This window comes from Gordonia liuliyuniae (assembly GCF_021738805.1).
In the GTDB taxonomy this organism is placed as follows: domain Bacteria; phylum Actinomycetota; class Actinomycetes; order Mycobacteriales; family Mycobacteriaceae; genus Gordonia; species Gordonia liuliyuniae.
Genome location: NZ_JAKKOR010000002.1, coordinates 148,032 through 168,155, shown reverse-complemented (window position 1 = coordinate 168,155; position 20,124 = coordinate 148,032). Strand labels below are relative to the sequence as shown.

Here is a 20,124-nt window from a genome sequence, read left to right as displayed (position 1 = left end):
ATGACGCAACCGCCCCCGCTACCGCCGCAGGAGCCCCAGCCGCCGCAGGCTCCGCCGCCACGCGCACAGCAGGCCGCCGACCGTGCCCGGCAACACGTCACCGAACAGACCCGCACCTACCCGTGCGGATCGTGTGGTGCACCGCTCGCGTTCTCGCCCGAACGACAGGACCTGTCGTGTCGCTCGTGCGGTCGCGCCTACCCCATCGAGCTCGATCCCTCGGCGACCGTCGTCAAACACGACTTGCAGACGGCGATGGCGTCGATCGCGTCCGGCGCTGTCGGGCTCGCCTCGGTCGGCGGCGACGAGCACGAGGTGGTGTGCCAGTCGTGCGGCGGCCGGACAGTCTTCAACGGCAGTCTCACCGCGACGCGGTGCCCGTACTGTGCGACACCCATCCAACGCGACGACATCCAGGACTCGCCGGAACGTTTCGCCCTCGACGCGATCGTCCCGCTGCGAGTCGGCGAACCGCAGGCACGTGAGGCGATCGAGAAGTGGATCAACAGCCGGTGGTTCGCGCCGCGCGAGTTCAAGAAGTATCGGACCCTTGGATCGTTCACGAGCGTCTACCTCTCGTACTACTCGTACGACGCCGACACGACGACCGGCTATCACGGCCAGCGCGGCGACACCTACACGGTGACCGTCGGCTCCGGTGACAACCGTCGCACGGAGACGCGGATCCGTTGGCGACCGGCGTCCGGCGTCGTCCGCAACACGATCCGCGATCTGCCGGAACTGTCCAACACCGGGATGGACGGCGGGCGGATCCGAGAACTGGAACCGTGGCCGATCCAGACGGCGGTCCCGTACTCGCCGGAATTCGTCGCAGGCCACCTGTCCCGCACGTACGACCGCGACCCGGAGGACGTGTTCGCCCGCGAGGCGCGGCCCCGCATCGACAGCCAGATCGAGACAACGATCCGGCGCGACATCGGCGGCGACCACCAGCGCATCAGCAGCAAGAACACCACCTACGGGCTGTTGCAGTTCATGTACCTGCTGCTGCCGATGTGGCTGCTCACCGTCAATTACGACGGGAAACCGTTCCAAGTGTTCGTCAACGGCCTCACCGGCGAAGTCCAGGGCGAGCGCCCGTGGAGCAAGGTGAAGATCGCGGCCGCGGTGATCGCTGCGCTCATCGTCATATGTGTGGTCGCCTATCTGATCTGGGGAAGACAATGACCGTCCTGCTGGTCGTCGTGCTCGTGATCGTGCTGCTCGCCGTACTCGGCGGCGGCGCGTTCGCCTTCGCGTTGGTCCGATCGTCCAAGTCGGCGCCTTCGGGCGCCGCGATCGGGGGCGTCGGTGTCGTTGTCCCCAAATCGTGGGCGGGCTCGCACGACCCGGAGGCCCGACTGCACCGGCGCATTCGGGACGCGGTGGCGGCGCTCGATGCGACGATCGGCACGTCCGGCATCGCGCAGATCGACGACCGCGCCCGATTGATGGTGTCCGCGCAGGAACTCGATCAGCGCCTGGTGACGATCTGGGCGCTTCCCGCGGCCGCGAGAGCGCAGCCGCTGGCCGAGGTGGAGCACGGTGTCGCCGCGCTCGAATCCGCTGCGGCGTCGGTCGCCCTGTCGTCGTCCGACGGAGCCGTCGGCCGTGCCCAAGACGCGGCAGGCAGTCTCGGCGGCTACGCCGGCGAAGCCCCGGCCTCACCTCCCCAAGTTGTCCCGCCCGTGCCGGACATCACTGTCCAGCAGCCTGCTGAGCGCCGTGACCGTCGCGATCCGCCGAGTAACCTGGCTGAGTGATTCCGAGTTCTCTGTTCGCGTCCGCCACCACGTCACGGCGAGGAAGCGGCAGGACCGGCGAGTACTCGACGGTGGACGCCGCCCGCGAAGCTCTCGCATCCGGTGCGGCGACCGCGGTGACCGGAGCGTTCGGTTTCGATCCGTCCGGTGACGCCGCGTTGATCACGCCCGAGTCGTTCGGCGTCGTCCCCCGCGCAGCCCCGACGGCGGGTCCGCCGCCTCGGCTCGTCTCGTCAGCGCTCACTCCGGCCGACGAGCACGCCGACCGGGTGCGAACCGCTCTCGCCGCGATCGACGACGCGCGCGTCGCGAAGGTCGTCCTCGCCCGCACCAACGAGCTGACCTTCGACGCACCTTTCGACCCGGTCGACCTGTTCGGCCGCTTCGTTCCCGACGCCACCGCGTCGACGACGACGGCGTTCGCGGTCCCGCTCGATCCTGCGCTCGGACGCCGCGGGCACTGGCTCGTCGGCGCGAGCCCTGAACTGCTCGTCCGACGGTCCGGCCGCGTAGTCACCTGCCATCCGTTCGCGGGCACCGCGCCGCGCAGCGCCGATCCGGCCACCGATCGTCTCGCGGTCGACGCGCTGCGCGCATCCGACAAAGATCTCCGCGAGCACGCGTTCGTCGTCGACTCCCTTGTCTCGGCGTTGGCGCCGCTGTGCTCTGAGCTCACTGTCACGGACGCGCCGCAGATCCAGTCGACGCCCGCCGTGTGGCACCTGGCGACACCGATCCGGGGCGTCCTCGCCGACGAATCCGTCACCGCGCTCGACCTCGCCGCACTGCTGTCACCGACGCCCGCCGTCTGCGGCACTCCGCGCGATGCCGCGACCGCACTGATCGCCGAGATCGAAGGCCGCCGCGACTTCTATGCGGGCGCGGTCGGGTGGTGCGACGCGGCAGGCGACGGCGAGTGGACGGTGTCGATCCGCTGTCTCGAACTCGATGCCGCCCACACCGGTGTCACGACGTGGGCCGGCGGCGGCATCGTCGTGGGCTCGGATCCGGACGCCGAGGTGGCCGAGACCGAGGCCAAGTTCCGCACGGTGCTCGGCGCGTTGGGTGTGCGCTGACAGGGGTGTGCGCTGACAGGGGGCGAGCGTTCAGCCCAGCGCGGTATCCAGATCGCGGATCAGGTCGTCCGCCGCTTCCAGGCCGACCGACAGGCGGACCATCGAGTCCGTCAAACCGATGCTGGCTCGACCTTCCGGCCCCATCGCGCGGTGCGTGGTGGTCGCCGGATGCGTGATCAGGCTCTTCGCGTCACCCAGGTTGTTCGAGATGTCGACCAGTTGGAGGCCGTTGAGAACCTCGAACGCGCGCTCCTTGCCCGACGTGCCCGGGCTTCCTGCCAGCTCGAACGTGATGACGGTGCCGCCGCCGGCCATCTGCGACTTCGCGAGATCGTACTGCGGGTGCGAGGTCAGGAACGGGTAGATGGCCTTCGCGACACGCGCATCGTCGTCGAGGAACTCGGCGATCCGCTGCGCCGTCGACACCGACTGGTCGAGGCGCACCTTCATGGTCTCCAGCCCTTTGAGCATCACCCACGCGTTGAACGGGCTCAACGCCGGCCCGGTGTGCCGCATCAGTTCACGAACCGGGCCCTGGATGTACTCTTCGGTGCCGAGGATCGCGCCGCCCATCACGCGACCCTGACCGTCGATGTGCTTGGTCCCCGAGTACACGATCACATCCGCGCCGAGTTCGAGTCCTCGCTGCAGGAGCGGTGTCGCGAACACGTTGTCGAGCACCACTTGCGCGCCTGCCGCGTGTGCCATCTCGGCCACCTGCCGGACGTCGACGACCGACTGCATCGGGTTCGACGGCGTCTCGAAGAACACTGCGTCGGCAGGTTCGGCGAGCGCGGCATCCCACTGTGCGAGGTCGTCGCCGTCGACGAACACCGTCTCGACGCCCCACGACGGGAGGATCTCGTTGCAGATGACGAAGCACGAACCGAACAGGCTGCGCGCGGCGACCAGCCGCGATCCCTTCTTCAAGAGCGCACCGAGGGCAATGAACACCGCCGACATGCCGCTCGCCGTGGCGAAGCACGATTGCGTGCCCTCGATCTGGCGGAGCCGTTCCTGGAACATCGCGACCGTCGGATTGCCGTACCGGCTGTAGACGAAGCGCTGGTCTTCACCGGTGAAGGCGCGTTCGGCGGCCTCCGCCGAGTCGAACACGTACCCGCTGTTCAAGTAGAGGGCTTCGGAGGTCTCGAAGAAGCCGGAACGCATGAGGCCGCCACGCACTGCGACGGTCTCCGGAGACGCCCACTCTGGAAGTTCCCACTCTGGAAGTTCACTGCTCACTGTTCATACGCTCCTCTACGACTGGCGCCACGGAAGGTCTTCGGCCCGCCATCCGACGGAGCCACGGTGACCGGAAGGGTCGATGCCGCCTTCGAAACCGTCGAGGACGTTGTACGCCGCGACGATCCCCGCGGCCGTCGCCGTTTCCGCGGCGCCGATGGATCGTTGGCCGGAACGGCACAGGAACAGGACCTCGTCGTCGTCGGCGACCCCCGCCGCCCGAAGTTCGTCGACGAACGACGGGTTTCTCGCACCGTTCGGGTAGTCGACCCACTCGATGAATATCGTCTGCTTGCCGAGCGAACTCACGTCGGGCACCCCGACGAAGCTCCACTCGGCGCGTGTCCGGCAGTCGACGAGCACCGCCTTCGGATCGGCGGCCAACCGTTCCCACGCGTCGCGCGGCGTGATGTCGCCTGCATAGCTCACGATGCGCACACCTTCCAGTCGTCACCCTGCTTGACGACGATCAGGTCGGTCGTCGTCTTCTTGTCCTCGGTGTTCTCGCGGTGCACGTGGACGGTGACCGCGGCACGCGAGCCGGTCACCTCCACCTCCATCTCGGGGACGACGAGTTTTCCGTCCTTCTCGAGCGGGCCGCGGTTGGTGTCCGCGAACTCCGCCGCGGTCGGGAAACCCTTGGCGTTGATGTTCGCGGTGCACTGCGAGTCGCGGTACAGGTCGTAGTTGAGCGAGTTCCGGGCGCTGTACATGTCGTTGACCACGTACTGGACCTTCGTGTCCTCGCTGACCCGCTCCTCCGACGGTCGGATCAGGTGCGACAGCGCGATCCACGCGACGACGATGATGATCAGGACGAACGCGATGATGAACGGGAGCGCCGCTCGCCACGATCGGTGCTCGGGTGCGGAGTCAGGCAGGTCGTCCTGCGCTGTGCCGTCGGGTCGCTTCGCGCTCATGGTCTTCAGAGTCTATGACCTGTCCCTGAATGGTGTGCAACACGCTTACCCTGCCGCGATCACGGCACACGCCCCGCCACCCGTCAATAGTTTCGGTCAGACCCGACGCTACTGAGGTTCACCTCACTAACAGATTTTGGTCCCGCTCGCGCACGATTTAACGTAGAGGGGACAAGGTTCCATACAGCTGAGGAAACACGAGCTCATGACTGACACCAACCGCCCGTTGCGGGTCGCGATCGTCGGCGCCGGACCGGCCGGCATCTACTGTGCGGACGCCCTGATGAAGTCGGACACCGCGAGTGAGCGCGGCGTGAGCATCGACCTCTACGAACGCATGCCCGCGCCGTTCGGCCTGATCCGCTACGGCGTCGCACCGGACCACCCGCGCATCAAGGGCATCATCACGGCACTGCACAAGGTGCTCGACAAGCCGCAGGTCCGCCTGCTCGGCAACATCGACTACGGCACCGACGTCTCGCTGGACGACCTTCGTAAGCATTACGACGCTGTCGTGTTCTCCACCGGAGCCACCGATGACCGCGGCATGAAGATCCCCGGCATCGATCTCGAACGCAGCTACGGCGCAGGCGAATTCGTCGCCTGGTACGACGGCCACCCGGACTTCTCGCGCACGTGGCCGCTGGATGAGGAGAAGGTCGCCGTGATCGGCGTCGGCAACGTCGCGCTCGACGTCGCGCGCGTCCTCGCCAAGACCGGCGACGAACTGCTCCCGACCGAGATCCCGGACAACGTCTATGAGGGGCTCAAGTCCAACAAGGCCATCGAAGTCCACGTGTTCGGCCGTCGCGGACCGGCGCAGGCCAAGTTCACCCCGCTCGAACTCAAGGAACTCGACCACTCGCCGAACATCGAGGTCATCGTCGACCCCGAAGACATCGAATACGACGAGGGCTCGGCCGTCGCGCGCCGCAGCAGCAAGATCACCGACCAGGTCGCGACGATCATTGAGAACTACGCCATCCGCGAGCCGAAGCAGGGCGCGATCCACAAGCTGTTCCTGCACTTCTTCGAGAATCCGGTCGAGATCCTCGGCGAGGACGGCAAGGTCGTGGGCATGCGCACTGAGCGCACCGAACTCGACGGCACCGGCAACGTGCGGGCGACCGGCAAGATCCGCGAGTGGGACGTCTCGGCAATCTACCGCGCCGTCGGCTACCTGTCGGACAACTTGCCGGGCATCCCGTTCGACGATCAGGCCGGCGTCATCCCGAACGAGGCCGGCCGCGTCTTCGACGACGGCAGCCACCTGACCGGCCTGTACACGACGGGCTGGATCAAGCGCGGCCCCGTTGGCCTCATCGGCCACACCAAGGGCGACGCGAACGAGACCGTCGAATGCATCCTCGAAGACATGAAGGCCGACTCGCTCAACACCCCGGAGGCTCCGGGCGAGGACGCGATCGTCGCACTCCTCGAAGAGCGCGGCGTCCCGTTCACCACGTGGGACGGCTGGTACCGCCTCGACGAGCATGAGCGCGCCCTCGGCGCCGCGGCAGGTCGTGAGCGCATCAAGGTCGTCGAGCGCGACGACATGCTCGCCGCCGCAGAGCCGCACAAACTCCAGAAGTAGACGCCGCACGCGGCTTCCGCATCGTCTGGGACAAACGCGGTAGTTCACTGCCACATAGTGACAGTGAACTACCGCGTTTGTTCGTTTCCAGGGGTTAAGCGGCTAGCTGGTGGGCGCCAACTCCTGCTTCCCGTTCTCGCCGCCCTTCGGCTCCGCCTTGCGGACGTTCTGCCAGAAGCCGACGTTGTTCACCGGGTTCTCCACCTGCTCGCTGATGGTGTAGCCCGAGATGGACGACGGCCAGCAGCCCTTCCACTTGGTGGAGAACAGGACCGCGGTCTGGCCGGCCTGCAGGTCGCCGAACTTGGTCTTGCGCTCCTTGTTGGCCGGAACCCACCTGGTCGGGCCGCCGAACTCGGTGATGGTCACCTTGTGCATGGTGGACCCGCCGACGTTCTTGACGCCCATCCAGCGGTGCATCTGCCACTGCGGGCCGTCGGACCAGTTGGGGCCCCACGGGCTGAAGGTGCAGTTGACGCCACCGATGATCTGAAGATCGCCCGGGCCTGCGGCGTGCGCCTGCGGGGCCGCGACGAGGGTGCCGGCACCGATGGCGCCGACTGCGGCGATGCTCGCCGCCGCACGTGTCAGGGTCTTCCTCATGTCGAATACCTTTCGTTTCACCTGTAGCGAGTAGGCCGCAATCCGTCACGAATCTCGTCACGAACCACAGCGCGTTGATGGACTTCTGCGTCCACCCTTACTCCTCTATCGGTGATTCGCCGCACAGCTGTTACCGAATTGTTCAGGAAATGCTCAGACTGCTCGCTCTACGGCACGAATAGACGACACCGTTCAGCGTGGGGGCGGCGGCGCCTGCGGACGCGGCGGCGGGGATCCTGGGCGCGGGCCGCCCGGGCCGCCGGGCCCAGGGCGTCCGGGTCCCGGGCCGGGGCGACCCGGGGGCGGAGGCGGCGGTCCCGGTTGTGGGCGCCGAGGCGGATGCCCGGGAGGTCGAGCTCCCGGAGGCGGGGGTCCCGGAGGCGGCGGCCCGGAAGAAGGCGGTCCTGAAGGAGACGGCCCCGAAGGAGGCGGGGACTGTTTGGCGATCCGCACCGTCTCCGGTCCGACGGTCGTCGGCGCGGACGGCTCGTCGGCGTCGGCCAGCAGCGGCTGCACGAGCTCTGCTGCCCGGGTCGCCTTCTGGCGCGCCACGTCGGTGTTCGGTGCGGTCGCGACCGCGACGCCCATCCGTCGTCGGGCGAAGCTCTCCGGTTTGCCGAACAGTCGCACGTCCACCGCGGGGTCGGCCAACGCCTGCGCGACGCCCGCGAACTTGATGCCTTCGGCGTCGTGCCTGCCGTAGATCACCGCGGACGCCCCCGGCGCGACGGTCCCCGTGTCGACCGGCAGTCCGAGGACGGCGCGGGCGTGGAGCTCGAACTCCGACAGATGCTGCGACGCCAACGTCACCAGGCCGGTGTCGTGCGGCCGCGGGCTCACCTCGGAGAAGTACACCTCGTCGCCCTTGATGAACAGTTCGACGCCGAAGACGCCGCGCCCGCTGAGCTCACGGACGCCCGAACCCATCGCCGTTGCGATTCGAGCAGCCACCGAACGCGCTGTGCCGTAAGCGATCTCGCTCATCAGTTGCGGCTGCCAGCTCTCCACATAGTCGCCGGAGACCTGCCGGTGCCCGATCGGATCGCAGAAGTAGGTCGCGAGCTTGCCCGTCGCCGGATCCACCGCGCGAACGGTGAGCAGCGTGATCTCGTAGTCGAAGTCGACGAATCCCTCAATGATCACCCGGTCGTTGTTGACGCGGGCGCCGGTGCGGGCCGCCTCCCACGCCGCGTCGACGTCGTCGGGCCCCTCCAGCACGCTCTGTCCCTTGCCCGAGGACGACATGACGGGCTTCACCACGCACGGGTAGCCGATGCTCTCGACGGCTCGGCGCATCTCCTCGAGCGATCCCGCGAACAGGTAGGGCGACGTCGGGAGCCCCAACTCCTCGTCTGCCAATCGGCGGATCCGTTCACGGTTCAACGTCGCCGACACGGCCTTCGCACTCGGGATCACCTCGGCGATGCCGTCGCGTTCCACGTCTTCGAGCGCATCGGTCGCGATCGCCTCGATCTCCGGCAGCACGTAATGCGGCTCGTACTTGTCGATCACCGCGCGCACCTTCTGCGCGTCGGTCATATCGATCACCTCGGCGTGGTGGGCGACCTGGTGGGCCGGCGCGTCGGCGTACCGGTCGACCGCGATCACTTCCACACCGAACCGCTGCAGAGCGATCGCCACCTCCTTCCCGAGCTCGCCGGAGCCGAGGAGGAGGACTCTGACCGCGCTGGGACTCAGCGGGGTACCGATCACCGTTGACGACATGGTCTCGAGCTTACGGGCCCAGAACACACCGATACGGTCCACGCGCCATTCGTGAGACCTACCCTGAACCGCATGGCTGTTGACGTTCAGATCACGTTCGACGCGCACGATCCGCGCGCACTGTCCCGATTCTGGTGTGAGGTGCTCGGCTACGTGATCCCCGGCCCGCCCGGCACGGAGCCCGACCCCGACGATCCGTTCGCCGCCTGGGACGAGTTCCTCGCACGGATCGATGTGCCGGCCGAGCACTGGAATTCGAGGTCTGCGGCCGAAGATCCGACCGGCGCCGGGCCGCGACTGTTCTTCCAGCAGGTACCCGACGAGAAGGTCACGAAGAACCGTGTCCATCTGGACGTGCGGGCCGCTCCCGGTCTCGTCGGCGACGAACGGATGGCCGCACTGGCGACTCGGGCCGACCATCTCGTCGCGCTCGGAGCGTCACGGCTTCAACTCGTGGAACCCGCTCCCCCGCTCGGCCAGGGACACATCATCATGGCCGATCCCGAGGGCAACGAGTTCTGCCTGGATTAGGGTCGCGTGTCCACTAGCGGCGGCCGCGCCGTATGGACCACGGTTGGTTCGGTGCGTCCGCGCAACGTCACCTCACGCCACAGCGTCCACCGAGCCGCTTCCTCGTCGGACGCTGCGTCGATCACGCGCTGTGACGCGACGGGATACCGCGGATCGTCCTTGGCGACCTCGGACAGCCGCGCGCTCTCGTTCACCGGGTCGCCGATCACCGTGTATTCGAACCGTTGGACGGCTCCGACGTTGCCCGCGACGACTGTGCCGTAGCTGACGCCGATCCCGGCGGACAGTTCGGGGACGTCGGTGGCGAGACCGTCGGCGATCTCGCGGGCCGCGGCTAGCGCTGCCGACGCCGAATCGTCGAGGTCGACCGGCGCACCGAAGATCGACAGGACCGCGTCGCCCTCGAACTTGTTGACCAGTCCACCACTGCGTTCGGTCGCGTCGACGATCACCGCGAAGAACCGGTTGAGCAGCGCGACCACTTCGGTCGGCGAGCGCTTCTCGGCGATCGTCGTCGAGCCGATGACGTCGACGAACACCACCGCGACCACGCGCTCGGAGCCGCCCAGTTCGGGGTCGCGGCGCAGTGCGGCGGCGGCGACGTCGCGACCGACGTGCTTGCCGAACAGATCGCGCATGCGCTCCTGTTCGCGGAGCCCGCCGACCATCGTGTTGAACCCGTACTGGAGTTCGCCGAGTTCGGAACCGTCATAAACGAGAAGGTCGACGTCCGTGCCGACGTCGCCGTGCCGGACCGCTGTCATCGCGTTGCGCACACTGCGCAGCGGACCGGTGATGCTCCAGACGAACAGCATGATGGAGCCGAAACCCACGAAACCCGCGACGACGGCGAGCACGGTCACCGCGACCAGCACGTTGGCCTTGCTCGTCTCCGGCCGGAGCACACCGAACAGCACGACGAGGGTGATGCCGGTGAGCGGGATGCCGGTACCGATGATCCAGGAGTTGACCGCGCGCGAACGGACGGAACTGCCCTTCAGCCCGAGACCCGCCTGCATGATCCTGGCCCACACGGGGCGCAGCAGAATCTCGGTGTAGATGCCCGCGATCGCGACGACGACCGTCGCGCACATCAACGTGATGAGCACGACCTTCGGTATCAACGACGGGTCAACGAGCCCGTAGAGGAGGCCGAGCACGGCTGCGCCCCCGACCCACAGCGCTCCCTGCAGCCAGACGAGACGTCGTTGTGCCCGCTTCGCGCGGCGGGCGTCCTCACGGCTCGGGACCTCGTCGTCGATGGACCAGCGAACCGCTTTCACCGTCGAAGCAGTGCCGACGGTGACGCCGACGATCAGCGCGCACACCACGTAGACGGGCACCCCGATGAAATTGACGTAGACGAGGTCGCTGCGCAGCAGGGACGGTTCTGGGATCCCGACGGCGCCGAGGCCTACGGCGATGATGATGCCGATGAGGTTCGCCAACACGACGGCGACCGTGAGGATCGACTGGACGCGGACTCGGACGAGCCGAGCGGACTGGTCGGCGGAACCGAGCAGGGTGGAACCGTAGTCACGGTTGAAGTTCGGCCGCCACACCTGCGACGTCCTCGGTCAGACGATCTCGCGGCGCACGATCGTCTGATCGCGCCCCGGTCCGACGCCGATGCACGACATGTGCGCGCCGGACAGTTCTTCGAGTCGGAGAATGTAGTTCTGGGCGTTGACGGGCAGGTCCTCGAAGGTGCGGCAGCCGGAGATGTCCTCCCACCAGCCGGGCATCTCCTCGTAGATCGGCTTCGCGTGGTGGAAGCCGGTCTGGGTCATCGGCATGTCGTCGACGCGCTCGCCGTCGACCTCGTACGCGACGCAGATCGGGACCGTCTCCAGACTCGACAGCACGTCGAGTTTGGTGAGGAAGTAGTCGGTGATTCCGTTGACGCGTGTCGCGTAGCGTGCGACCACCGCATCGAACCAACCACACCGACGTGCCCGCCCCGTGGTGACGCCGACCTCTCCTCCGGTCTTGGCGAGGAACTCGCCCCACTCGTCGAACAGCTCGGTCGGGAACGGACCCGCGCCGACGCGCGTCGTGTACGCCTTGAGGATGCCCAAGACGGTGTCGATCCGGCCGGGGCCGATGCCCGCGCCGACCGCCGCGCCGCCCGCCGTCGGGTTGGACGACGTCACGTACGGGTAGGTGCCGTGGTCGACGTCGAGCAGCGTGCCCTGCGAACCTTCGAGAAGGATCGTCTCGCCGCGCTCGAGCGCCTGGTTGAGCAACAGCCGCGTGTCGGCGATGCGGTGTTTGAATCCTTCAGCGAGTTCGAGCGTCTCGTCGACGACCTCGGCCACGTCGAGACCCTTGCGGTTGTAGATCTTGGTGAGGATCTGATTCTTCACTTCGAGGGCCGCTTCGACCTTCTGAGCGAGAATCTTCTCGTCGAGGACGTCGGCGACGCGTACGCCGACGCGCGCGATCTTGTCCTGGTAGCAGGGGCCGATGCCGCGGCCGGTGGTGCCGATCTTGCTGTTGCCCAGGAAACGCTCGGTCACCTTGTCGATGGCGACGTGGTACGGCATCAGCAGGTGAGCATCGGCCGACAGCAACAGCCGCGACGTGTCGACGTCTCGCTCCTCGAGCCCGTGAAGTTCGTTGAGGAGAACGCTCGGGTCGACGACGACGCCGTTGGCGATCACGTTGTTGACGCCGGGCGTCAGAATGCCGGACGGGATCAGGTGGAGCGCGAACGTCTCCCCGTTCGGCAGCACAACCGTGTGTCCGGCGTTGTTCCCACCCTGGTAGCGGACCACCCACTGCAGCTTTCCGCCGAGTAGATCAGTCGCTTTACCTTTGCCTTCGTCGCCCCACTGGGCGCCGATCAGCACAATCGCAGCCATAGTTCGGTGCTCCTCCTGTTCGGGTACACCCTACTGGGTCCGGACGTGCCGTCAGACCCCGAGTCCGCAGTCGACACGCGCCACGCCGTTACTCTGGTAGCCGTGTCATCTACTCTTCTCGCCCCGACGACGGGCGCCGCAGACGGCCCGACGCCTGCGGTTCTCGTCGAACAGGCCCTCGAAGACCCCGACCTGACGCGGGTGATCGTCGCTCCCCCGGATGCCGCCGAATCCGGGGTCGAGCCCGACGTCTTCCTCTCCGACATCGTCGCCGCGATCATGAAGCAGGATCGGCTCGACGTCGAAATCGCTTACGTCGCACCGTATGAGACGCCCGCGACGAAGGTCTACAAGCTCAAGTACGGCGCCCACGCGATGGCGATGGCCGAGTCGGGCGTCGCGCAGAGCCTGCCGCTGATCCGCGACGATGCAGCCACGGTCCTCGTCGGCCGGGCCCGCCATCTGGGCGCCGACGGCGAGAAACTCCACGGCGAGGCGTACGTCGACTCGGACCGACTATTCGACGGCGAAGTCGACGCGGTGGAGATCGAACCGCTCCCGGAAGAGCCCGGCGTGCGCGGACGAGTCGCACGATGGCTGCCGGGCGGCTGGAAGACCGGCCGCGCAGTGCAGACCGGCGGCAGCAATCTCGTCGTCGAACGCGAAGGCGTGGTGACCGAACGTCTCGTCAAACGATCGACGTTCTACCGGCACCACATCGACTGGAAACTGGTCGGGCCGTGACGATGAAGATGACGCCGACCACGGTCGAACGATGACGATGACGCCGACCACGGTCGAACGATGACGACGACGCCGACCACGGTCGCATTGAAGTCCGTGCGACCCGGCCTCATCTTCCTCGGCCTGTGCGTCGCCTTCGGCGCAGGCGTCGCATTGCTCGTCTCGTCGGGCCGCGAGGACTCCGCGACCGCGACCCTCGGCGCGATCCTGCTGGTCCTGTCCGGCTGGGTGATCTCGCTGTGCCTGCACGAGTTCGCGCACGCGTTCACCGCGTTCCGGTACGGCGATCACAGCGCGGAACTGCGCGGCTACCTGACGTTGAATCCGCTCAAGTACACCCATCCGGGCCTGTCGATCGCGTTGCCGCTGCTGATCATCGCGTTGGGCGGCATCGGCTTTCCGGGCGGAGCCGTATTCGTCAACCAGGCCGCGTTCACCAAGAGTCAGCGGACGAAGGTGGCGTTGGCCGGCCCGGCCGCGAACCTGATCATCGGCGTCGTCTTGTGCATCGTGCTGGCCGCGATGCCCGTCGCGGACGACTTCGGGAACGTCAACCTGTGGTCGTCGTTCGCGATGCTCGCGTTCCTCCAGTTCACCGCCCTGATCCTCAACCTGATTCCGGTGCCGGGATTCGACGGCTACCACGCGGTCGAGCCGTACCTGTCGTGGGACGTCCGACGCTCCGCGGAGAAGATCGCTCCGTTCGGATTCCTCATCGTTCTGGTGGTCCTGTGGCTGCCAGCTCTCAACCGGGCGTTCTTCGATCTCATCGAAGGACTGATGGGCCTGTTCGGCGTCGACTCGAGCTTCGTGTCGTACGGGTGGCACCTGTTCGCGTTCTGGCTCTAGTGTCGCGTGTCGTTAATTCCTCGACGGTTGGTGGTGTTCCGCTGTGCAGCTGGCAAGGCGGAGGAGGAAGGGATACCGGTAGGTATCGCGACCGACGACAACGCCGCCAGATGTGCAGCGGGGCGCTGCCAACCATTAAGGAATTAGCGATACGAGGCACTAGGAACCCGCTGTCACCAGGTGAGTTCGCCACTGCACGCGGCTCGGCTGCCAGACGACTCGATCTGCACGGTGGCGTGTTCGAGTCCCTGCGCGTCGAGCACAGCGCGTGCGTCGGCCAGGACGCGGGTGTGGTCGCCGTGCGCGGTGAGGTGCACGGTCACGACGTCCATGCCGGTGGTGACCGACCAGACGTGGAGGTCGTGGACGTCGTCGACGCCGGGAACGTCGGCCAGACGGGCGCGCAGACCGGCGAGGTCGATATGCGACGGCGCCTGCTGGTTGAGGATCTGCAGCGCGTCGCGAGCCAGTCGCAGGGCACGCGGAACCACCCAGAGCGCGATGAGGACAGCGACGATGAGATCGGCGTAGCCCCAACCGGTGGTGAGCGCTACGACGCCCGCGACGAGTACGCCTACACTGCCGACCGCATCGGCGAGGACCTCCAGGTAGGCGCCGCGGACGGCGATCGATCCCTCCGCGTCGGCGCGGAGCAGCAGCATCACGACGATGTTGGCGACCAGGCCGAGCGTCGCGACGATGATCATCGGCCCGCCGGGGACCTCCGGTGACGAACCGATCCGCCTGATCGCTTCAACGAGGACGAACGCGCCGACACCGATGAGCAGGACTGCGTTGACGACAGCGGTGAACACTTCGGCGCGGTACCAGCCGAAGCTGCGACCGTCGGTGATCCGACCGTGCCGCGCGAGGAGCAGTGCCGAGAGCCCCATGGTGAGGGCGACGACGTCGGTCAGCATGTGCCCTGCGTCGGCGACCAGCGCGAGTGACCCGAAGACGAGCCCCGCGACCAGTTCGACGACGAAGAAGCCGCCGATGATGCCTACCGACGTCGCCAGCGGCCAGATCCGCCTGTGGGGCGCACCCGATGCGACATCGGCTGCGCTGGGACCGTGACTGTGCCCGTCGTGGCCGTGTTCGCTACCCATGACCTCAATATATGCGTGTTGACGAATATGTCAAGGCGGCGGTGGCCACGGGCTCCGAGCGGATGTGGTCACCGGTTCCGGTGCAACTGCGCGAGCGCCGACGACCGTTTGAGGCCTGCGATCATCAGCATGTCGACGAGCAACGACCGCAGTTCGGCGAGCATGGCGGCTTCGGACAGGTCCTCCACGCTGTCGGCGAGCGATGTTCGCGCCTTGCGGACGATCGAACGCAGGACGCGAGAGGCGTCGGCCTGGTCGGGAGAGCCTCCGGGTTCGGCCATCATCATTTCGCGGAGAGTCTCGAAGCCGACCTGGAGGTCGCCGACTAGGTCGACGATCTCCGACTCGACGGCGACGCCGCGTTGTGTGACGCCGAGGGCGCGCCGACAGATCACCCGGAAGTTGCGGACCGCGTTATCGATGGGGTCGGCCGTCGCACCGATGCGTTGGATGCGTTTACGCGACGACCAGTGCACCGGCGAGAGCCTGCTGACTTCGCGGCCTGCGGTGACGTCGGCGCGGAGCGAGTCGATGGATCCCTGCGTTCCCCGCGCCGCGGCCAGAACACGGTAGATGCCGTCCTCGTCCTGCCGTCGGAGCGCGTCCGCGAGATCGGCGGACAGGTCCCGGAGCGTGGCGAGGATGTGTGCGGCATCGCGTCTGGCACGTCGTGCCGGATTGACAGGTACGAATGCGACGACGACGAGTCCGACTATGCCGCCGATGAGTGCGTCGATCACGCGACCGAAACTGCTGACGCCCGGCGAGATGAGGGTGGCGATCAAGACGGCTGACGACGAGGCCTGAATCGGCATCATCAGACCTTGGTCGAGGAACACCGCGATACTCATGGCGATGGCCACGACGACGGTGATCTGCCAACCGCCGCCGCCGAGGATCGAGATGCCGACGTCGCCGACGACGATCCCGATGATGACGCCGCCGATGAGTTCGACGGATCGGCGCCACCGCTTGGCGAGCGAGATACCGAGGGAGACGACAGCTGCGATAGGAGCGAAGAACGGTTGATGGTGGTGCACGACGTCGGCCGCGATCCACCAGGCGAGACCGGCCGCGATCGAGCATTGGACGATCGGAACGAGGGACAACCAGAGTCGGCGGAGCCGAGTCAGCAGGAAGCCGGGAATCTTGGCCGCGAGGCGTGACCGCATGGTCCGCAACGCCTGGTCACCTGCGTAACCGGCGTCGCGGATCGTGCGGGCGGAGCGCATGCCGCGTTCGTGTCAGTCGATGCCGAGTTCGGTGAGGGCGCGGGGGTCGCTGTCGTTCAGCAGGTCGACGCAACGCAGGTATTCGTCCTCTTCGCCGATGGCCTTGGCGGCGCGCGCCAGCGCCCCGACGCAGCGGAGGAATCCCTGGTTCTGTTCATGGCTCCACGGGACGGGACCGAAACCCTTCCATCCGTGGCGTCGGAGCTGGTCGAGGCCGCGGTGGTAGCCGGTTCGCGCGTACGCGTAGGCAGCGACGACGCCCGCGGTGGCGGGTTCGCCGTCGAGGGCGGCTTCGGCGAGGTAGGCCCACGCAATGGATGCCGTCGGGTGTCCGGCGGCGACGGTGGCCGGGTCTGCACCGTTGAGGAGGTCCGATTCTGCCTCGTCGTCTCCGGTGAGGAGGGTGGGTTGCGGTCCGAGAAGGTCTCCGAATGAGGTCACTCGGCCATTCAATCATTCATCCGGGCTGTCCGAGGAGGCCGACGCCACAGTCATTAGATAGTCTCGACATCGCGCCTCGCGCACCGTCAACTTCAACGCGATACAGGATAGAGCCAGATGCCTGATTCGGATAACGAAAAGTCCGCCGCCCTCGACAAGGTGGTCGGAGCCTTCCGCGCACGCCGCGAACAGGCCGCCGACGACGCCTCGACCGGCGACTCGACGGCTTCCGCCGACGGCCCAACGCCCGTGGTGAAGCTCGGCGACTCCGACGCTCCCGAACCGAAGGGCGGCGACTCGGAATCGCCGACCCGCGCATTCAAGGTTCCCACCGAGGTCGCTGCCGCCGCGGCAGCGAGCGGCGGCGAGACGGCCGACGGTGACAACCTGGAAGCGGACAACCCAGAAGCGGACGCCCCAGAAGCCGAGAGCACCGAAGCCGAGAGCACCGAAGCCGACGCCCCAGAGGCGGAGAGCACCGAAGCCGAGAGCACCGATACCGCTGACGAGTCGACCGGATTGGTCGAGGAGACAGTGGTCGGCGAGCCGACGAGCGCAGTCGCGGGTGACGCCGACGACGCTGACGATGAACGAGTCGAGGCTCCGGCGACGAGCACCGTCGTCGAAGAGTCGGTCGACGTCGACGCGGCAGGCGAGCCCCCTGCGGACGACAGTGCTGCGGACGGGGAGGCTGCGGACCGGGAGGCTGCGGAGTCGGACGGATCCACCCCGACCGAGCAGATCGCGGTGCCCGCCGCCGCAGCAGCCGCCGCCGCAGCAGCCACGACGAAGATCGACACGCAGAAGCCAGCTCCCGCCGGGTCGGACGATGAGACCGCGAAGATGGCGGCCGCCACGCCCACCCCGACGCCAGAGAAGCCGCGACCGCAGCAGCAGCAGCAGCAGCAACAGGCGGCGCCGCAGGTCATCGCGCCGTCGGAAGCATCGGCCGAGAAGAAGGGCCGCGGCAAGGTGGTCGCAGCGCTCGTCGCCGTGCTCGTCGTGGTCGCCGCCGTCGCCGTCGGCGCGTGGTACCTACTCAAGGGCAGCTCGCCGGAGTCCGAGGTCGCCGATGTCGCCACCACTTACCAGGAGGCGATGACCGACGGCGACCTGTCCAAGCTCCGCGACATCACGTGCGGCGAGGAGAACAAGTACTACACGACGGTGTCCGACGAGGACTTCTCAAAGGCGTACGAGACTCAGAAGAACCGCAACGAGTTGATGACGTTCGATGACGTCGACTCGGTCGCGATCGACGGGGACACCGCACGCGCCGGCGTCAACATGTACAACACGAGCGACTCGAGCAAGAAGATGCCCGCTCAGATCACCTTGCACAAGGTCGGCGACGACTGGAAGGTCTGCACCAAGGTCGACTGACCCGCTGGGGCCGACTGAGCCCGGCGCCTGTATGAGCCCGGAGTCTGTATGAGCCCGGAGTCTGTATGAGCCCGGCGTCTGCACACAGACACCAGAAGGGGCGCCCGAGATTCTCGGGCGCCCCTTCTGCGTCAGTCGGTGGCGGTCAGCGACCGATCGTCTTGTTCGACGACCCGAGATCGGTGCAGGCTTCGACGACGCGCTCGGTCATCGAGGCCTCAGCCTTCTTCAGGTAGCTGCGCGGGTCGTAGACCTTCTTGTTGCCGACTTCGCCGTCGATCTTGAGCACCCCGTCGTAGTTGCTCAGCATGTGGCCGGCCACCGGGCGCGTGAACGCGTACTGGGTGTCGGTGTCGACGTTCATCTTGATGACGCCGTAGCTGACGGCCTCTTCGATCTCGCTCTTGAGCGAGCCGGACCCGCCGTGGAACACGAAGTCGAACGGCTGCGCGGCGGCGTCGAGACCGAGCTTGGCGATGGCGGCGTTCTGCCCGTCCTTGAGGACGCTGGGGCGGAGCTTGACTCCTCCCGGCTTGTAGACGCCGTGCACGTTGCCGAAGGTCGCGGCCAGCAGGTAGTGGCCGTTCTCGCCGGTGCCGAGAGCGTCGACGGTCTTCTCGAAGTCTTCCACCGACGTGTACAGCTTCTCGTTGATCTCGTTCTCGACGCCGTCCTCTTCGCCGCCGACGACGCCGATCTCGACTTCGAGGATGATGTTCGCGGCCTTGGCTGCGGCGAGCAGTTCCTTGGCGATCTCCAGGTTCTCGTCGATCGGCACAGCCGAACCGTCCCACATGTGCGACTGGAACAGCGGGTTCTGGCCGTTGGCGACGCGCTCACGCGAGATCTCGATGAGCGGGCGGACGAATCCGTCGAGCTTGTCCTTCGGGCAGTGGTCGGTGTGCAGGGCGATCGACACGTCGTACTTGTCGGCGACGACGTGTGCGAACTCGGCGAGCGCGACCGCACCGGTCACCATGTCTTTGATTCCCAGCCCGGAACCGAACTCGGCTCCGCCGGTGGAGAACTGGATGATGCCGTCGCTACCGGCATCAGCGAAGCCCTTGATGGCTGCGTTGATCGTCTCCGACGATGTGCAGTTGATGGCCGGGAAGGCGTAGCCCTCCTTCTTCGCCTTGGCGAGCATCTCTGCATACTTCTCGGGTGTTGCGATGGGCATACTCACGTCCTGTCGAGCCGGTGGAGATCTCCACGTGTGTTAAGGGTTCCACCACAGTTTGCCAGGTCACGTTCGGCACGGAGCCATACCCCACCACTGGGTGCTTTAAGGATTCTGGAAGGTTTCACCGGTAGGGTTGGGGCCTGTGATCGACACTCTTCTCGCCGAGACCACTTCGACCGTGGCGCTGATGCCCGGCTTCATGGACCCGTTCAACTTGATCGGATACTTCGGCCCCGTCGCATTTTGGGGCCTGCTGCTCGTCATCTTGATCGAATCGGGCGTGCTGTTCCCCGTGCTCCCCGGCGACTCGCTGCTGTTCGTCGCTGGTCTCATCGCCGCGGGCAGCCAGACCGGCGAGCACGCCGAGAAGGTCGCCGACTCCGGCCTGACACTGTGGCCGCTGCTGATCGGTGTTCCGATCGCGGGCATGATCGGCGGCCAGATCGGCTACTGGATCGGCCGCTACGTCGGCACATCGATGTTCAAGCCGGACGCGCGCTTCCTCAAGCAGCGATACCTGGACGAGGCGCACCACTTCTTCGAGAAGCACGGCCCGATCATGATCTTCCTCGCCCGTTTTGTGCCGATCGTGCGCACGCTCGCCCCGATCGTCGCGGGCGCCGCCCGCATGAAGTTCGCAGTCTTCACGATCTACAACGTCGTCGGCGCCATCGTCTGGGGCGCAGGCATCGTGCTGCTCGGCTACTGGCTCGGCCAGTTCGAGATCGTCCAGAAGTTGATCGAGCCGATCTTCATCGTGATCGTCCTCGTCTCCGTGCTGCCGATGGTCTTCGAATGGCTGCGTCGCCGCCGCAACGGCAAGAACCACGAAGAAGAAGACGCCGTCGCCGCTGAGTGAGCG

General features: G+C 66.8%; 20 protein-coding genes. 9 read left to right on the top strand and 11 right to left on the bottom strand.

Features of this window, described 5'->3' with window-relative positions:
* From L5G33_RS03650 to L5G33_RS03640, 3 genes are read left to right on the top strand one after another with little or no spacing between them, the layout of a single operon-like run.
* On the top strand, positions 1-1,188 hold the full coding sequence (locus tag L5G33_RS03650; RefSeq protein ID WP_236996794.1) for a Trm112 family protein: 1,188 nt from the start codon (positions 1-3) through the stop codon (positions 1,186-1,188).
* Positions 1,185-1,763, top strand: coding sequence for a hypothetical protein (locus L5G33_RS03645; RefSeq protein WP_236996793.1), 579 nt, complete (start codon positions 1,185-1,187; stop codon positions 1,761-1,763). The genes L5G33_RS03650 and L5G33_RS03645 overlap by 4 nt, the downstream gene beginning before the upstream one ends.
* Entirely contained in the window at positions 1,760-2,839 is a 1,080-nt protein-coding gene (locus tag L5G33_RS03640; protein ID WP_236996792.1) for an isochorismate synthase, read from the top strand. Before L5G33_RS03645 ends, L5G33_RS03640 begins: the two co-directional genes overlap by 4 nt.
* A 30-nt stretch (positions 2,840-2,869) precedes the next feature.
* Here the strand turns inward: L5G33_RS03640 and L5G33_RS03635 are convergent, their stop codons facing one another.
* From L5G33_RS03635 to L5G33_RS03625, 3 genes are read right to left on the bottom strand one after another with little or no spacing between them, the layout of a single operon-like run.
* Positions 2,870-4,084, bottom strand: coding sequence for an O-succinylhomoserine sulfhydrylase (locus tag L5G33_RS03635; protein WP_236996791.1), 1,215 nt, complete (start codon positions 4,082-4,084; stop codon positions 2,870-2,872).
* A 15-nt stretch (positions 4,085-4,099) separates the two neighbouring features.
* The gene (locus L5G33_RS03630; RefSeq protein WP_236996790.1) at positions 4,100-4,513 is read right to left on the bottom strand and encodes a rhodanese-like domain-containing protein; all 414 of its coding nucleotides are present in this window, start codon (positions 4,511-4,513) and stop codon (positions 4,100-4,102) included.
* Positions 4,510-5,004 (bottom strand): Rv0361 family membrane protein, encoded by a 495-nt coding sequence (locus L5G33_RS03625; protein WP_236996789.1) that lies wholly within the window; start codon positions 5,002-5,004, stop codon positions 4,510-4,512. The genes L5G33_RS03630 and L5G33_RS03625 overlap by 4 nt, the downstream gene beginning before the upstream one ends.
* A gap of 205 nt (positions 5,005-5,209) precedes the next feature.
* Between L5G33_RS03625 and L5G33_RS03620 the strand changes: the two genes are divergently transcribed.
* Positions 5,210-6,598, top strand: coding sequence for an FAD-dependent oxidoreductase (locus tag L5G33_RS03620; protein ID WP_236996788.1), 1,389 nt, complete (start codon positions 5,210-5,212; stop codon positions 6,596-6,598).
* A 102-nt stretch (positions 6,599-6,700) separates the two neighbouring features.
* On the opposite strand, the gene L5G33_RS03615 is transcribed toward L5G33_RS03620, so the two are convergent.
* Both L5G33_RS03615 and purT read right to left on the bottom strand, forming a co-directional pair.
* Complete coding sequence (locus L5G33_RS03615) at positions 6,701-7,201, bottom strand: response regulator (protein ID WP_236996787.1); 501 nt, start codon at positions 7,199-7,201, stop codon at positions 6,701-6,703.
* Between the two features lie 192 nt (positions 7,202-7,393).
* The gene (gene purT / locus L5G33_RS03610; protein WP_236996786.1) at positions 7,394-8,926 is read right to left on the bottom strand and encodes a formate-dependent phosphoribosylglycinamide formyltransferase; all 1,533 of its coding nucleotides are present in this window, start codon (positions 8,924-8,926) and stop codon (positions 7,394-7,396) included.
* 72 nt (positions 8,927-8,998) lie between these two features.
* On the opposite strand from purT, the gene L5G33_RS03605 reads away from it, so the two are divergent.
* Positions 8,999-9,457, top strand: coding sequence for a VOC family protein (locus tag L5G33_RS03605; RefSeq protein WP_236996785.1), 459 nt, complete (start codon positions 8,999-9,001; stop codon positions 9,455-9,457).
* On the opposite strand, the gene L5G33_RS03600 is transcribed toward L5G33_RS03605, so the two are convergent.
* Positions 9,454-11,019: an adenylate/guanylate cyclase domain-containing protein gene (locus tag L5G33_RS03600; RefSeq protein WP_236996784.1), complete on the bottom strand. Its 1,566-nt coding sequence runs from the start codon at positions 11,017-11,019 to the stop codon at positions 9,454-9,456. The genes L5G33_RS03605 and L5G33_RS03600 overlap by 4 nt on opposite strands.
* A gap of 15 nt (positions 11,020-11,034) precedes the next feature.
* A complete protein-coding gene (locus L5G33_RS03595; protein ID WP_236996783.1) occupies positions 11,035-12,321 on the bottom strand; it encodes an adenylosuccinate synthase in 1,287 nt (428 codons plus the stop codon).
* Between the two features lie 102 nt (positions 12,322-12,423).
* Between L5G33_RS03595 and L5G33_RS03590 the strand changes: the two genes are divergently transcribed.
* Together L5G33_RS03590 and L5G33_RS03585 are read left to right on the top strand one after the other, a co-directional pair.
* Complete coding sequence (locus L5G33_RS03590; RefSeq protein WP_236996782.1) at positions 12,424-13,065, top strand: hypothetical protein; 642 nt, start codon at positions 12,424-12,426, stop codon at positions 13,063-13,065.
* A gap of 60 nt (positions 13,066-13,125) precedes the next feature.
* Positions 13,126-13,914, top strand: coding sequence for a site-2 protease family protein (locus L5G33_RS03585; protein ID WP_236996781.1), 789 nt, complete (start codon positions 13,126-13,128; stop codon positions 13,912-13,914).
* 173 nt (positions 13,915-14,087) lie between these two features.
* On the opposite strand, the gene L5G33_RS03580 is transcribed toward L5G33_RS03585, so the two are convergent.
* The 3 genes from L5G33_RS03580 to L5G33_RS03570 all read right to left on the bottom strand — a co-directional run bounded on the left by L5G33_RS03580 (position 14,088) and on the right by L5G33_RS03570 (position 16,696).
* A complete protein-coding gene (locus L5G33_RS03580) occupies positions 14,088-15,023 on the bottom strand; it encodes a cation diffusion facilitator family transporter (RefSeq protein WP_236996780.1) in 936 nt (311 codons plus the stop codon).
* A 68-nt stretch (positions 15,024-15,091) separates the two neighbouring features.
* Positions 15,092-16,195, bottom strand: a complete 1,104-nt coding sequence (locus L5G33_RS03575; protein ID WP_236996867.1) for an FUSC family protein — start codon at positions 16,193-16,195, stop codon at positions 15,092-15,094.
* Between the two features lie 72 nt (positions 16,196-16,267).
* Complete coding sequence (locus tag L5G33_RS03570) at positions 16,268-16,696, bottom strand: DUF3151 domain-containing protein (RefSeq protein WP_236996779.1); 429 nt, start codon at positions 16,694-16,696, stop codon at positions 16,268-16,270.
* A gap of 117 nt (positions 16,697-16,813) precedes the next feature.
* Here L5G33_RS03570 and L5G33_RS03565 point away from each other — a divergent pair, with 117 nt between their 5' ends.
* Complete coding sequence (locus tag L5G33_RS03565; RefSeq protein ID WP_236996778.1) at positions 16,814-18,079, top strand: Rv0361 family membrane protein; 1,266 nt, start codon at positions 16,814-16,816, stop codon at positions 18,077-18,079.
* A 145-nt stretch (positions 18,080-18,224) separates the two neighbouring features.
* Here the strand turns inward: L5G33_RS03565 and fbaA are convergent, their stop codons facing one another.
* On the bottom strand, positions 18,225-19,259 hold the full coding sequence (gene fbaA, locus L5G33_RS03560) for a class II fructose-bisphosphate aldolase (protein WP_236996777.1): 1,035 nt from the start codon (positions 19,257-19,259) through the stop codon (positions 18,225-18,227).
* Positions 19,260-19,404: 145 nt separating this feature from the next.
* Here fbaA and L5G33_RS03555 point away from each other — a divergent pair, with 145 nt between their 5' ends.
* Positions 19,405-20,121 carry a DedA family protein gene (locus tag L5G33_RS03555; protein WP_236996776.1) on the top strand — a complete coding sequence of 239 codons (717 nt, stop codon included), beginning with the start codon at positions 19,405-19,407 and terminating at the stop codon, positions 20,119-20,121.
* Positions 20,122-20,124 lie beyond the last annotated feature (3 nt).